Origin of the sequence: Sphingomonas sp. S-NIH.Pt15_0812, from assembly GCF_003951315.1 — a bacterium.
In the GTDB taxonomy this organism is placed as follows: Bacteria; Pseudomonadota; Alphaproteobacteria; order Sphingomonadales; family Sphingomonadaceae; genus Sphingomonas.
The window spans coordinates 14,729-29,180 of record NZ_QLJH01000009.1 but is presented as its reverse complement, the minus strand read 5'-3'; the positions used below and the strand labels follow the sequence as shown (position 1 = coordinate 29,180).

Genomic DNA, 14,452 nt, shown 5'->3' with positions numbered 1-14,452 from the left:
AGCGGGTGCCGCTACATTGGGACTTTGTATAGTCGGCTCCAGTAGCGCCCACTCTTTCGCGACTAAGCCGTCACGATGCGCCAGACCATTCTTCTGATCCCGATGCTGCTTGCTGGTTGCGGCGAGAAGACCGCGAAGCCCCCCGCACCGCCTGCCCATACCGAGACGATCGCGCACGAAAGCGAGCTGCTAAAGCTAACGCTGACGCCCGAGGCGCAACATCGCTTGGGCATCAGCCTGGTGCGCGTCGGCGGAGGATCCGCTACCGCAACGCGTGAAGTAGCTGGCGAAATCGTGGTCCCGCCGATCAGCGCCAATGGTGTGCCGGTGAACTCAACGACCAATCTCCAGCAAATCGGCAGCCAGCAGGCCGCGGCCGATGCCGAACTGGCGCGGGCATCGGCGCAGGCCCACCTTGCCCGGATCGCGCTGGACCGGGCCGAAAGCTTGGTGCGCGAGGAAGCAGGCAGTGTCCGGGCGCGCGACGAAGCCGCAGCAGCCCTCGCAGCAGCGCAGGCGGCGCTGGGCGCGGCACGACAGCAGCGTCGTTTGCTTGGGCCTGCGGTTGCCTCGCTCGGTTCGCAAGCAGTGCTATGGGTCCGTGCGTCGGTGTTCGGCAGTGACATGGGCAATGTGCGTCGAGAGGCCGCGGCGATGGTCCGCACGCTCGGGGACGCCGGCGCGCCGCGCAGCGCCCGTCCAGTGCAGGCGCCGCCATCGGCCAACACCGTCGCGGGCACGGTCGACCTGTATTACGCCGTCGACAATCGCGACCGCGCCTTCCGCGTCGGCCAGCGGGTCGCGGTGGACCTGCCGTTCGCCGGGCAGACCGAGGGATTGTCGGTACCGTCTGCTGCGATCCTTCGTGATATTCATGGCGGCGAGTGGATCTATCAGAAGACCGCGCCCGACAGCTTCGTCCGCCAGCGTGTGGAGGTGGCATCGGAGAGCGGCGGACGGGCGCTGTTGGCGCGCGGACTGTCCACTGGGGCGCAGGTCGTGACCAATGGCGCGGCGGAGCTGTTCGGCACCGAGTTCGGGGCGGCGCACTGATGCTCGGCCGGCTCGTCCATTTCGCGCTGGCGCAGCGCATCCTCGTCCTCGCGCTCGCCGCGCTGTTGGTGATCCTCGGCGTTCGCGCAGGGCGCGACGTGCCGCTCGACGTATTTCCCGAGTTCGCACCGCCGATGGTGGAAATCCAGACCGAGGCACCGGGCCTGTCGACCGAGGAAGTCGAGAGCCTGGTCACGGTGCCGATCGAGACTGCGGTCAACGGCGTGCCCGGACTGATGACGCTGCGATCCAAGTCGGTGCTGGGCCTGTCGTCGGTGCAGATCCTGTTCGAGCGCGGGTCCGACGTGATCCGCGCACGGCAGATGGTCGGCGAGCGTATCGCGCAGGTGCAGCCGCGGCTGCCGCTCGCGGCGCGGCAGCCGGTCCTGATGCCGCCCTTGTCCTCCACGAGCCGCGCGATGAAGGTCGGGCTATCGTCGACGAAGCTCGACCAGATGCAATTGTCCGAGCTGGTGCGCTGGACGATCCGCCCGCGGCTGATGGCCGTTCCCGGCGTCGCGAACGTCGCGGTCTGGGGCCAGCGCGATCGGCAGTTGCAGGTGCTCGTCGATCCCGACCGGCTGCGCGCGGCCGGGGTGACGCTGGCGGAGGTACGCGCGGCAGCGGGGGACGCGGTGCTGGTTGGGGGTGGCGGCTTCGTCGACACGCCCAACCAGCGCCTCGCCGTCCAGCAGACGGGCACCGTCCAGACCGCGGCCGAGCTGGCACAGGCAGTCGTCAGGCAGGGAGGCGAAGCGCCGGTCAGGATCGGCAACGTCGCCCGCGTGGTCGATGGCTTCAATGCGCCGATCGGCAACGCCATCATCGACGACGGCCCAGGCATCATGCTGATCGTCGAGAAGCAGCCGACCGCCAATACGCTGGAGCTGACCCGCGCGGTCGAGGCCGCGTTCGCCGAGCTGAAGCCGGGTCTCAAGGACGTGAGGGTCGACACGACGATCTTCCGGCCGGCGACCTTTATCGAACGCTCGATCGACAATCTCACCCGCGCACTGATGATCGGCTGCGCACTGGTCGCGGTGGTGCTGTTCCTGTTCACCCGCGACTGGCGGCAGGCGACGATCAGCCTGGTCGCGATCCCGCTGTCGCTGCTCGGCGCGGGGCTGATGCTGCTGTGGTCGGGCGCGACGATCAACGTCATGATTATCGCCGGCCTCGTCATCGCGCTGGGCGAGGTGGTCGACGATGCGATCATCGACGTCGAGAATATCGCGCGGCGGTTGCGGCTGAACCGCGAATCCGCTGATCCGAAGCCGGCGTTCGCGGTGGTGCTGGCTGCCTCGCTTGAGGTGCGCTCGGCGGTCGTCTTCGCTTCGCTGATCGTGATGCTGGTGTTCGTGCCGATCTTCTTCCTGGGCGGGGTCGCCGGCACCTTCTTCCAGCCACTCGCCATCGCCTATGTGCTGGCGATCGGCATGTCGCTGCTGGTCGCGCTGACCGTCACGCCCGCCATGTGTCTGCTACTCCTGCCGAATGCGCCGCTGACCGAGGAGCGCGACACCCGCATCGTGGCCGCACTGAAGCGCCGCTATGTCGGCTTTCTGCCGCGCGTTGTCGGACGGCCAGCGCTGGCAGTAGGGATCGTCGCGGGTGGGCTGCTGCTGGCGGGTGTCGGCTATGCGACCTTCAAGGACCAGTTCCTGCCCGACTTCCGCGAAACCGATTTCCTGATGCACTTCGTCGAGAAGCCGGGGACGTCGATCGAGGCGATGGACCGGATCACGATCCGCGCGTCGAAGGAGCTGCGCAGCATCCCCGGCGTCCGCAACTTCGGCGCGCATATCGGTCGCGCCGAACAGGCCGACGAGGTGGTCGGCCCCAACTTCACCGAACTCTGGATCAGCCTGGACGAGAATGCCGATTACGATGCGTCGGTGAAGCGCATCAAGGAGGTGGTCGAGGGCTATCCCGGCCTCTATCGCGACGTGCTCACCTATTTGCGCGAGCGGATCAAGGAGGTGCTGACCGGCGCGGGCGCGACGATCGTCGTGCGCATCTACGGCCCGGATCAGGCGGAGCTGCGCGCGGCCGGGGCCCGTGTCCGCGAGGCGATCGGCGGCATCCCGGGCGTGTCCGACCTGAAGCTGGAATCCCAAGTGCTGGTGCCGCAAATCCGCATCCGGCCGCGCGCGGGCGAACTGGCGCGGTTCGGCCTGACCGCGGGCGAGGTCCGCCGGCAGGCGCAGGTGCTCGTCGCGCAGGCCAAGGTCGGTGAAATCTACCGCGACCAGCGTGCCTTCGACGTGGCAATCTGGGGCGAGCCCGCCGTGCGTAACAGCGTCCACGCCTTGCGCGACCTGATGATCCAGGTGCCCGCTCCCGGCAATGCGGCCGCCGGGGCGCCGGTGCGGCTCGGCGACATCGCCGATATCGAGATCGCGCCCGCACCTAACGAAGTGAAGCGCGAGAACGGCCAGCGCCGGCTCGACGTGACGCTGAACGTCGCTGGCGCGGACTTGGGCACGGTCGCGCAGGCGGTTGATGCCGCGGTTGCGAAGGTGCCCTTCGCGACCGGCTACCATCCGCAGGTACTGGGCGAATATGCCGCATTGAAGGAGTCGCGCAGCCGCCTCTGGAGCATCGGTGCGCTGTGCCTCGTCGGCATCCTGCTGCTGGTGTGGATGGAGTTCCGCTCGCGCCGGATCACCGCGCTGGTCGGTGTCAGCCTGCCGTTCGCGCTGGTAGGCGGGGTGGTCGCCGTCGCCGTCACCGGCGGGGTGCTGTCGCTTGGCTCGCTGGTCGGCTTCGTCACCGTCATCGGCATCGCCGCGCGCAACGGCATCATGCTCTTGTCGCACTACCGGCATCTCGAACGGCACGAGGGCATGACGTTCGGGCGCGAGCTGGTGCTGCGTGGCGCGGAAGAGCGACTGGTGCCGATCCTGATGACCGCCGCCTGCGCGGGACTGGCACTGGTGCCGCTGATCGTCGCGGGCAACGCGCCAGGGCACGAGATCGAGCATCCGATGGCGATCGTGATCCTCGGCGGCCTTATCTCGTCGACCGCGCTCAACCTGCTGCTGCTGCCCGCGCTCTATGCCCGCTATGGCGAGGACCGCACCGTGCCGCCTGCCACCGCAGGCAAGGAGGCGCTGGCATGATCCGTCGCCTTCTTCCCGCCGTTGCGCTGCTCGCCTCCGCGTGCATGAGCGTGCCCGCACCTCCGCCGACGATCGCCCCGCCTAGCGCGACGGGCGAATTCGCCCGGCTTCCCGTCGCGTCGATCGCGCCGGTGCCGGATGACTGGTGGCAGCTCTACGACGATCCCGTCCTCGACGGACTGGTGCGATCGGCGCTGGCCGCCAATGCCGATCTGCGCGTGGCCTACGCCAATTTGGACGGTGCGCGCGCCGCTTTGCGGCAGGCACGGGCGGTGCGGCTGCCCCAGACGACGATCGAAAGCGCGCTGGGGGTCGACAACCCCGCCTCGCAACCGAGCGCGTCGGGCAACGTGCCGACGACGGACTATGATATTGCCGCGACGGCGAGCTGGGATCTCGATCTGTTCGGCCGGCTGCGATCGGCCGCGACCGCGGCGGGCGCGGATGCCGAAGCGCAGGCCGCCGTCGTCGACGGCTTGCGCGTTGCCGTGGTGGCCGACACGGTGCTGGCCTATGTCGACCTGTGCGGATCGACCCGCGCCATCGCGACCGCGCGCGAAGTCGCGGCGGCACAGGACCGGTCGGTCGCGCTCGTGCGCGAACAGTTTCGGGCGGGCGAAGTGTCGCCGCTGGAAGTATCACAGGTCGCGACCATTGCCGCTGCCACTCGCGCGGCCATCGCGCCGTTCGAGGCGCAGCGGGCGAACGCGCTGTATCGGCTCGCGACGCTGCAGGGACGCCCCCCAGCGGAAGCGCGTGCTTATGCCTTCACCTGCACCGCCGCGCCGCGCCTCAAGACTGCCGCACCGATCGGCGACGGTACCGCGCTGTTGCTCCGGCGCCCTGACGTCCGCGAGGCGGAGCGACGCCTTGCCGCAGCTGCGGCGCGGATCGGGGTGGCGCGGGCGGACCTCTACCCGCGCGTCAATCTGGGGGGAGCGATCGGATTGCTGTCGGGCGGGATTAAGGCCGTCGCATCGCCGCTCGTCAGCTGGGCGTTCCCCAATCAGGCGCCCGCCCGCGCTCGCCTGGAGCAAGCCCGCGCGACCGAGCGCGCGGCGCTCGCCGGATGGGACGTGGCCGTGCTCCGTGCTCTGCGCGAGGTAGAGACGGCGCTGGCGGCCTATGATGCTGAGACGCGCCGCAACCTCGATCTGGCGACCGCCTCGCGTGAGGCGCAGGCATACGCGCGGCGGGCCGGTGCGCGGGTCCGCCTCGGCGACGCGCCCGGCCTGCTTCAGGTCGATGCGCAGCGCGCCACCGCGTCGGCGACGCTGCAACAGGTCCAGTCCGATCTGGCGGTGTCGCAGAATGAGGTGGCGCTGTTCCGTGCGCTGGGCGGCGGTTGGCGAACCGACGCCGGCAAGCGATAACCGGGCGATGCGGATATTGATCGTCGAGGATGATGCCGACACCCGCGCCTTCGTGGCGCAGGGGCTGGGCCAGGCCGGGCACCAGGTTGCGGTCAGCGCCGATGGCCGGGATGGCCTGTTCCAGGCGACCGGGGGCGGGTTCGACGCGATCGTGGTCGACCGGATGCTGCCAGGCCTCGACGGCCTCGCCTTGGTCAGGGCGCTGAGGGCGGCCGGCGACGCGACGCCGGTCCTGATGCTGACCGCGGTGGGCGGGATCGCGGATCGCGTGGAGGGACTAGAGGGCGGCGCCGACGATTATCTCGTCAAGCCGTTCGCCTTTTCCGAGCTGGCCGCACGCCTCAATGCGCTGGCGCGCCGGCCGGCACCGCGCGGCGGCGACGCGCACCTGCTCCGGGTCGGCGACATCGTGCTCGACCTGCATCGTCGCACGGTGGAACGGGCCGGACGGCGTGTGACCCTGCAACCGCGCGAGTTCGCGCTGCTGGCCGAGCTGATGCGCAACCCCCGCCGGGTGATGACGCGGACCATGCTGCTCGAACGCGTCTGGGACTTCGACTTCGATCCCAGGACCAACATCGTCGAGACACATCTGAGCCGGCTGCGCTCCAAGCTCAACGCCGGGTTCGACGTGGACGCGATCGAGACGGTGCGCGGCGCGGGCTACATGATCCGGGACGCGTGACGATGATCCGCCGCCTTGGGCGCTCCACCTTCGGCATCGTCGTGCTGGTCGCGCTGGCCTTCGCCGCGGCGACACTCGCGATCGGCGCGGTCGCTTATGAGGTGACGCACGAGGCGCTGGAGGAACAGCTCGACCACCGCGTCGCGGTGGAAACGCGCGCGCTCGTTGCCGAGGCGAGCGAAGCGGGACTGGCGGGGGTGGCCGAGGCCATCCGCCTGCGCGAGGATGCGCGGAACGAAGCCAGTCTCGACTATCTGTTGGTCGACCGCAACGGGCGGACGGTCGCCGCCACCATCGCCCCGCTCGCGCCGCCCGAACCCGGCTACCAGGAGCATTTCGGCTTTCGCCGCGGCGATACCACCGGCGTCGGCCAAGCCCTCGCCACGCCCTTGGCCGGCGGGCTTCTCGTCGTCGTCGCCGATCGTCGCGACCTGGACGCGATCGACAGCAAGCTGGCGGCGCTGTTCGCTGGAGCGCTGGGCGCGGTGCTGGCGCTGGGGATCGGCGCGGCGGTGCTGGTGGGATGGCTCACCCGTCGCCGCCTGTCTCGCATCGATGCGACCGCGCAGGCGATCATCGCCGGAGATCTGATGCAGCGGGTGCTGCGCGACGGGTCCGACAGCGAGTTCGATCGCCTCGCCGCGACGCTCAACCGGATGCTCGACCGAATGGCGGCGCTGATGGACAATCTGCGGCAGGTATCGACCGACGTCGCGCACGACCTGCGCACGCCGCTCACCCGCCTTTGCAACCACCTCGATCGCGCAGCGGCCGGCGATGCGGAGGCGATCGATGCCGCTCGGCGTCAAGCCGACGACCTGCTGGAGATCTTCGCCGCGCTGCTGCGCATCGCCGAGGTGGAAGGACTGGCGAAACGACGCGCGATGGCCGTGATCGACCTGTCGGCGCTGCTCGACGACATGGCCGAAACCTACCGCCCCGATTTCGAGGCCACCGGTCATCACCTCGCGACCGACATCGCTCCCGGTTTGCATGTCGAGGGCGACCGCCGCCTGCTGGCGCAGGCGGTGTCGAACCTGCTGGAAAACTCGCTGCGCCATACACCGGAAGGCACGACGGCAACGCTGTCTGCCCGAACGACGCGCGATGCGATCGAGGTGACGCTGAAGGATGACGGACCAGGCGCTCCGAGCACCGATGCCGAACGCCTGTTCCAGCGCTTTGCCCGCGCTGAAACGTCGCGCTCAACCGATGGGCACGGGCTTGGTCTCGCACTGGTCCGCGCAATCGCTGTCGGGCATGGCGGCAACGCCATCCTGTCGGGAAGCGGCAGCGGGTTCGGCGTCACCATTCGGCTGGCGACCGGTCGACAAGGATGATCCCCGCCCTCAAGGTGCCCCAAAACTCCGGCATAACCAGGTTTTGGGAATGACCCGACTTTCCCATTTCGCGATCACAATGGGGATGCTCAACGGTGCGCTGACGAGGCGTTAGCGTATATCTGGGTCCGCTTTATGTGACGCCCCCATGGAGCTGCTGCGGTGCAGTTTGATAGGGTGCCGTATGGTCTTCCTTGGCTAGGGCTCCAGGCAGACCGACGGGCAATTTTAGCCAAATTTTTAGACGTTCGTTTTCGGCGCAAATCGGACCGGCCAGCGTAGGAACGCTGAGGGTATACCCAAAAGGCACCGGGATCAGGTCAGCCAAGGAAGAATTCTGCGGGAGGGGCGGGCAGGGGGGATCATCAGCTGGACCTTTCGGCGAAGACCTATCGTGGCCATCCTGCCTTTCCCGAAACTCCATGTCCGTAGGGCAATTTCGGGAAAATGGTTTCGGGGACGGATTTTGGGAAAGCGCCGTACCTGAGGCGAAAGGAAGCTCACCAGTCGACGCTCGCCACTCTCTTGCCCTTCGTTTTAGAGAATGGATGGAGGGTTAGACTATCGGGACAACTCGCTTGCGAACTTGCCAGGTGATCGCCTTGCGCAGCACGTGGGATAGCTGCTCGACCGAGTAGGGCTTATGCAGCAGCTCGAACCCGTGCTGCCCATTTTGCGCAAGTACGTGACTATAGCCGCTGGTCAGGATGATCTGCACGTCGGGATAAAGGCGACGAACCTCTCCGCCCAGCTCGATCCCGCCCATGCCGGGCATCACTACATCAGAGAAGATAACGTGGAAGCGGTCGCAGTCTTCCTGCAGTAAGCTGAGCGCAGCGTGTCCGTCCGTCGCCAGGACGCTGTCGTAGCCCAGCTCCGCCAGCGCAGCCGTCGCGAACTCGCCGACTTGCGCGTTATCCTCCACCACGAGGACGCACACGCCTTCACCATCGACCCGCTCGATCGCTTTCAGATCGATCACCTCGCGGCCGTCCGGATAGGCGCGTGGGAGATAAAGGGTAAAGGTCGTGCCCTCGCCCGGCAAGCTATTCACCTTGATATCTCCGCCCGACTGCTTGGCGAAACCAATGACCTGGCTGAGGCCCAAGCCAGTGCCTTCGCCGACGCCCTTCGTGGTGAAAAAAGGCTCGAAGATGCGCTCAACCACATCGGCGGGGATGCCGCTTCCCGTGTCGGTGATGGTGAAGGCCACGAAGTCGCCAATTTGGGCGGCATGCCCCCGAAGCGCCGGGATGCCGGACACAGGTCCTGTCGCGATCGTGAGATGCCCTTCGCCATTCATCGCATCACGGGCGTTGATGCCCATGTTGATGATCGCCGTGTCGAACTGGCTGCGGTCCGCATCGATGAAGAAGGCCGCTTCCGGCACCTTGATGTCGAGGACGATGCGCGACCCGGTCATGGTCCGCACCATGGTGGCGACTTCCTCCAGCGAGCTGCCGGCGTCGAATACCTCCGACCGGAGCGACTGGCGACGCGCGAAGGCGAGAAGCTGACTGGTCAACTTGGCCGCTCGCTCCGCCGTATCGCCGATCGCGTCGATGTATCGGCCCCGCTTCTCTGCCGGGAGGTTGTCGCGACGAAGCAGATCAACCGAGCCCCGTATGACGGTCAGCAGGTTGTTGAAGTCGTGCGCCACTCCGCCCGTAAGCTGCCCGATCGCTTCCAGCTTCTGGCTTTGGCGAAGCTGTTCCTGCGCTTCGGCCAGTTCCTCCTCAGCGCGGACCCGATCGTTGATATCGACGCCATGCTGGACCGCACCGACAATGTGCCCCTCCGCATCGCGTAACGGATTGTAGGATATCTCCCACATCGGCACCGCGTGATCCGGATGACCGAACCGCTGGGTGACGGTGAAGTCCTCGCCCGCCAGTGCGCGATCCAGGTAGCTTCCGATAAGCACGCCCTGGTCGGGCAGGAACAGCTCAGGGAAGGTGTCGCCAAGCCGGGCGCGATGCCCGTACACCCGGAAGAACTCGTCGCTGAATGCCTGGTTGAAGGCGATCACGGCATGGTGCGCGTCGAACGCGCACACCGGGTTGGGGTCGGATCGAACGATATCCTGGTACAGCTGCAACGCGGTCGATCCCTCCCGCTCGCGTTCCTTGCGCTGGGTTTCCTCCATGGCGATGCACAGCAGCGCCACGATCTCGCCCTGATCGCTGTGTACGGGTGAGAAGGAGAAGGTCCAGAAGGTTTCGACCATGCCGCAGCCGTCGCGATCCATTAGCAGCGGCCGCTCGGTGAACTTCGATGCGGTGCCCGCAAACGTCTGGTCGATCGCGTCGCGCACGTCCTCGTACACGTCGGCCCACACATCCGCGAAACGGCGTCCGATCGCACCAGTCAGCTTGTTGCCGAGCTGCGGCACGTAAGCGTCGTTGAAGAAGAACAGCCGCTCCGGCCCCCATGCGAACCACATCGCTTCCGGCGATGCGAGGATCAGCGACAGCAGGAAGCGGAAGGTCGCCGGCCATTGTTCCTGCGAACCGAGCGGGGACTCACCCCAATCGAACGCGCGCAACTGGCATGACGCCTTGCCATCTCCGGCGAACGAAAGCGGATCAGTCATTTACGATGCGTAGTGCATTCCTCTCGATCCGGCCATGACTTGCCAGCCCTCAATGATCGTCAATCAACCGTGCTGTAGGAATGCTCCGGTCGCCCTGATCCCCGACCGTCAACTGGAACTCCTGATCTGAAGAAGCCTTATGCGGCCAACTTGTGGAGCGAGGCGATTACACGGTCCTGCCGGTACGGTTTCGGGAAGAACACCGTCTCCGCCGGCATGACCGTCCGCGGCGGGAGGGGCTTCCCCGATGTCATGATGATCTTGATCGGCGGCCACCGGTCGCGGATGCACGCGGCCAGTTTGATGCCGTCCAGCCCGCCGGGCATGTCGATGTCGGTGAAGACGATCCGGATGTCCGGCCTGCTCTCCAGAATCGTGATAGCCTCAGCAGCATTCGCCGCTTCCAGCGGTTCGTAGCCGGCGTCCTCGACTACTTGGGCCGCGAATAGCCGCAGCAGCGGCTCGTCCTCAACGACGAGGACAATCGGTACGGAGCCTTGATGGGAGATGGTCATCGGTTCCTGCTACGCCTGTGCCAGATGCTCGACGGAGGCCCGCAGGTCGGCCTCGAATCCACCCGGTTTATAACGAAGTTCGGTTCCGCCCGTTCCGGTCAGGCCGAGCCGTATCAGCTTGGAGCCGAAGCCTTTCCGGCTCGGCGCGACGACCGGCGGACCGCCGCGCTCGCGCCAGCGAACGATCAGCGATGCAGTGGGGCCGCTGCCCTCGATGATCCATGTGAGTTCGACGTGTCCGCCCTCCATACAGAGCGAGCCATATTTGCACGCATTCGTCATCAGCTCGTGAATGACGAGCGAAAAAGACAGCGCGGCGCGCGCGCCCAGCGGCACCGAAGGACCATCAAGGGTCACGCGCTCGCCGAAGCCGACCGTCTCCACCACCGCCTCGGCAACAGTCCGCAGGTCCGCGTCCTTCCAGCTTTTTTGCAACAGCACGTCATGCGCGGCGCTCAGCGCGACTAGGCGGCGCTCGAAACTCTCCACGGGCTCGCGTTCGGATACGGCGCGCAGCGTCTGGCTGGCGATCGCCTGCACCATCGCGAGCATGTTCTTGAGGCGATGGTTGATCTCGCCGTTGAGGATGCTTTGCTGCTGCTCGGCACGCAGGCGGGCGACACCGGCTTCGAGACGGTCCGCAACGCTGCGGAGGAACAGCAGCTCGTCGGGCGTCCATGTCCGTGGTCGTGCGGCATTGACGATGAAGATGGCGACCGTGCGCCCGCGTTCCAGAACCGGCATGTTCACCAGCGCGCCGATATCCAGTGCGTACATCGCAGCGGTATTGGCCGACGTGCGGTGATCGGTCGCCACGTCCTCGATGACCAGTGGTTCGCCGGCTACCAGATCGGCGCGCAAAGCGCCGTAATCCGCGAAGCGGTGACGCCCGGCGATGCTGGCGACGCCCGGCGCGGTCCAGTCCGCTTCGACATCGACGATTTCCACGTCGGGATCGACTAGGCCGAAGCTCGCTCGCTCCACCTGAAGGACGCGACCGACGACGGCAGCCGCTGCGGAGGTCATTTCGACTGCCTCCTCGCTGGCGCGGATGCACTCGCTGATTTCGATCAATGCCGATTGCAGTTCCAGCAGGCGGGCGCTGATCTGTCCGGCGCGTCGAAGGTCAAGCTGGTCGGACACCTGCCGTCCGAGCGCGCGCAGGAGCGTCAACTGTTCGGGCGTCAGGCCTTCCGGGCGCGGTACCGTATCGATCACGCATAGACGTCCGACGACGACACCGGAGCGCAGAACCAGCGGCGCGCCGGCGTAGAAGCGGAACGCCCGCTCGCCGGTCACCAGCGGATTCTTTGCAGTGCGGGGATCGCAGGTCAGATCGGGAATGACGAGCATATCGGCTTCATCGATGTCGATCTGGCACACCGACTGGGCGATTTCTGTCTCTCCCACGTCCAGGCCTACGCGCGCCTTGAACCATTGCCGGTTATGATCGAGGAGACTGATAAGCGCGATCGGCGTGTCACACGTCCGCGACGCAATGAACACGATGTCGTCGAACGCCTGCTCTTCAAGAGTGTCGAGCACCGCCAATTCTCTTAGCGCGCCTGCACGACGTGCAGCCTGACTCTGTGGCAATCCCCGCCCCTTTCAATAGCATGGCCGTCCCCCCGGACCTGCATAGCCTTAGCTAGGTATGAGGCGGGCGGATACGAGAGAATTGCAGCGCAGGACGCTGGCCAAATTTGAGGCGATTAAACGGGTGCGCGGCGGAGGCCGTCGTTTCAGATCAGGGCTGCCGGCGTATCAACTCGGACATCGTATCGAGATTTTGAGAAGGTCATTCCTTTCCCGATATTCGATCCCGCTGAGAAAGCCTGAGCTATCTCAATCGCCGTTCATTTTGGAAATGGGTAGTTGGAATCGAGCATCGGGGGCGTCCCCGATACTCGATTCAGAACGGGTTTCCGTTACTGTTTGACCTGCCGTTGAACGACATTGCCCACCGCGTCCGGCTGACCGGAAGCGATCACCAGATAGCGGCGCGATCCTGCGGGGGCGGCCTGCGTGACGATCTGTCGTAGCGGTCCAACCGCATTCACGATCGAACCGCCGGCGGGGTTGGTCATGAACTTGGCCAGCGGTTCGACCGGGCCGTCACCATCGGGGTTGGTAGCCAGGCCCAACACGAACGGCATCTTTGGCGGCAGGCCTGCGACGGCGGCTTGCAGGATCTGCACCTGCCCCTGATCGAACAACGTCACCTGGCTTCGTCCGGTGCCGGAAAGCGTCAGCTGAACCTTCTCGCCTGCCTTGGCGAGCGGTTGAAGACCGGCCATGCCGTCGCCTGACGGCACCGCACCCGGGACATAGGCGACCCCTTGCGGGCCTTGCCCGATCGGCACGGTGGCGATGACCTTGTTCGTCGCGGTGTCGATCGCGGCCACCGCATCGGCATTCTCCAGGCCGACATAGATGCGGCTGCCGTCACCCGAGGGCCACAGGCCGTGCGGCAACGCGCCGACCGGAATCGTCGCGACTTGGGTGAAATCATCGGTGCGGAACACCTTCACGACATTCTCGGTGCCGACCGTCACATAGGCGAACTGCCCGCGCGGCGTCTTCGCGATATTGACGTGGTTGGTGATCGCACCCGTCGCGAAACTCTTCAGCACCGCGAACGGAGGCTTGGCGTCGAACACCATGACCTTGCCGATGTCCTTCAGCGTCAGCCAGACCTGCTTGCCATCGGGCGTCGCGGCGATGTCGGGGCAGAAGGGACTTTCCTGCTTCACCCGGCCGACGATCTGCTTCGACGCGGTGTCGATCACCAGGGTTTCGGGCGAGAAGCTGGAACAGACATAGCCATACTTCCCGTCCGGGGAGAAGATCGTCATGCCGGGACCGTTCGGGACGGCAATGCGCCCTGTCTCCTTGTAGGTCGTGCCATCGAGGACGGCGATATAGTCCTCACCGCGCACGCTGACCCAGACCTCCCGGCCATCGGGGCGGAAGAAGGCCTCGTGCGGGCTGCGGCCAACATAGGTGGTGTGCCGCACGCTGTTGGTGGCGGTGTCGATGAAGCTGACCGCATTCGATCCGATCGACACGACAGCGAGCGTCCGCCGGTCGGGCGAGAAGCCCATGCCGTGGACCAGCAACTGCCCGCGATACAGCGGGCTGAGGTTCACCGGCGTCGGATCGCCCAGCTTGATGACGCCGAGCAGCCGGTTGGCGGATGGATCGATGACCGACACGGTGTTGGAAAACTGGTCCGAGGTATAGAATCGGTCGCTGGGCGACACGGGCATGTCGGGCTGGGCGTTCGGCACCTGCTGCGCGGTGACCGCGACGGGGGCCAGCATGGTGCCGGCAAGGGCTGCGAGGATCAGCTGCTTCACCGATGGGTTCCTTCCGGGTGGTGGTATTGAGGCGCAGCGGGAGCGCCGCCCTTCTCGTTTAGAATGGCCTGCATCACGGCGATCTCCTGCCGCTGTTCGACGATGATTCCCTGCGCCAGGCGGCGCAGCCGCTCGTCCTTGCCGAAGCGGAGTTCCGCCTCGGCCATGTCGATGGCGCCCTGATGGTGCGGGATCATCATCGCGGCAAAGTCGCGGTCGGGATCGCCAGTCGATGGAACTGCCATCGCCTGATGCATGCGCTGCATTGCGCCGGCCATCGCGGTGGCGAAGTCGCTGGTCTGGGCCAGCGCCGCCCCGCTGAACAGAGCGGCAGCGGCGAGCGCTGTCTTGAGCGGGATTCTCACGATATCGGCAACTCCATTCGGTCGGACACGGCGGATCCACGCATCCG

At 66.3% G+C, this 14,452-nt stretch carries 10 protein-coding genes; 5 read left to right on the top strand and 5 right to left on the bottom strand.

The window, feature by feature from the left end; all coding sequences use genetic code 11:
• Nucleotides 1-75: 75 nt before the first annotated feature.
• From BRX43_RS07850 to BRX43_RS07830, 5 genes are read left to right on the top strand one after another with little or no spacing between them, the layout of a single operon-like run.
• Complete coding sequence (locus tag BRX43_RS07850) at nucleotides 76-1,053, top strand: efflux RND transporter periplasmic adaptor subunit (RefSeq protein WP_125994307.1); 978 nt, start codon at nucleotides 76-78, stop codon at nucleotides 1,051-1,053.
• Nucleotides 1,053-4,175, top strand: coding sequence for an efflux RND transporter permease subunit (locus tag BRX43_RS07845; RefSeq protein WP_125994306.1), 3,123 nt, complete (start codon nucleotides 1,053-1,055; stop codon nucleotides 4,173-4,175). Before BRX43_RS07850 ends, BRX43_RS07845 begins: the two co-directional genes overlap by 1 nt.
• The gene (locus BRX43_RS07840; protein ID WP_125994305.1) at nucleotides 4,172-5,548 is read left to right on the top strand and encodes a TolC family protein; all 1,377 of its coding nucleotides are present in this window, start codon (nucleotides 4,172-4,174) and stop codon (nucleotides 5,546-5,548) included. The genes BRX43_RS07845 and BRX43_RS07840 overlap by 4 nt, the downstream gene beginning before the upstream one ends.
• Nucleotides 5,549-5,555: 7 nt before the next feature.
• Nucleotides 5,556-6,233, top strand: coding sequence for a response regulator transcription factor (locus BRX43_RS07835; RefSeq protein WP_125994304.1), 678 nt, complete (start codon nucleotides 5,556-5,558; stop codon nucleotides 6,231-6,233).
• Nucleotides 6,234-6,235: 2 nt separating this feature from the next.
• A complete protein-coding gene (locus BRX43_RS07830) occupies nucleotides 6,236-7,573 on the top strand; it encodes a HAMP domain-containing sensor histidine kinase (protein ID WP_125994303.1) in 1,338 nt (445 codons plus the stop codon).
• 556 nt (nucleotides 7,574-8,129) lie between these two features.
• Here the strand turns inward: BRX43_RS07830 and BRX43_RS07825 are convergent.
• From BRX43_RS07825 to BRX43_RS07805, 5 genes are all read right to left on the bottom strand, one after another.
• The gene (locus tag BRX43_RS07825; RefSeq protein ID WP_125994302.1) at nucleotides 8,130-10,166 is read right to left on the bottom strand and encodes a PAS domain-containing protein; all 2,037 of its coding nucleotides are present in this window, start codon (nucleotides 10,164-10,166) and stop codon (nucleotides 8,130-8,132) included.
• A 137-nt stretch (nucleotides 10,167-10,303) separates the two neighbouring features.
• Nucleotides 10,304-10,681 (bottom strand): response regulator, encoded by a 378-nt coding sequence (locus BRX43_RS07820; protein ID WP_125994301.1) that lies wholly within the window; start codon nucleotides 10,679-10,681, stop codon nucleotides 10,304-10,306.
• A 9-nt stretch (nucleotides 10,682-10,690) separates the two neighbouring features.
• Nucleotides 10,691-12,226 carry a GAF domain-containing protein gene (locus BRX43_RS07815; RefSeq protein ID WP_164523560.1) on the bottom strand — a complete coding sequence of 512 codons (1,536 nt, stop codon included), beginning with the start codon at nucleotides 12,224-12,226 and terminating at the stop codon, nucleotides 10,691-10,693.
• Nucleotides 12,227-12,609: 383 nt separating this feature from the next.
• Nucleotides 12,610-14,040 (bottom strand): YncE family protein, encoded by a 1,431-nt coding sequence (locus BRX43_RS07810; protein WP_164523559.1) that lies wholly within the window; start codon nucleotides 14,038-14,040, stop codon nucleotides 12,610-12,612.
• Nucleotides 14,037-14,405 carry a DUF305 domain-containing protein gene (locus tag BRX43_RS07805; protein ID WP_346962855.1) on the bottom strand — a complete coding sequence of 123 codons (369 nt, stop codon included), beginning with the start codon at nucleotides 14,403-14,405 and terminating at the stop codon, nucleotides 14,037-14,039. The genes BRX43_RS07810 and BRX43_RS07805 overlap by 4 nt, the downstream gene beginning before the upstream one ends.
• Nucleotides 14,406-14,452: the final 47 nt, after the last annotated feature.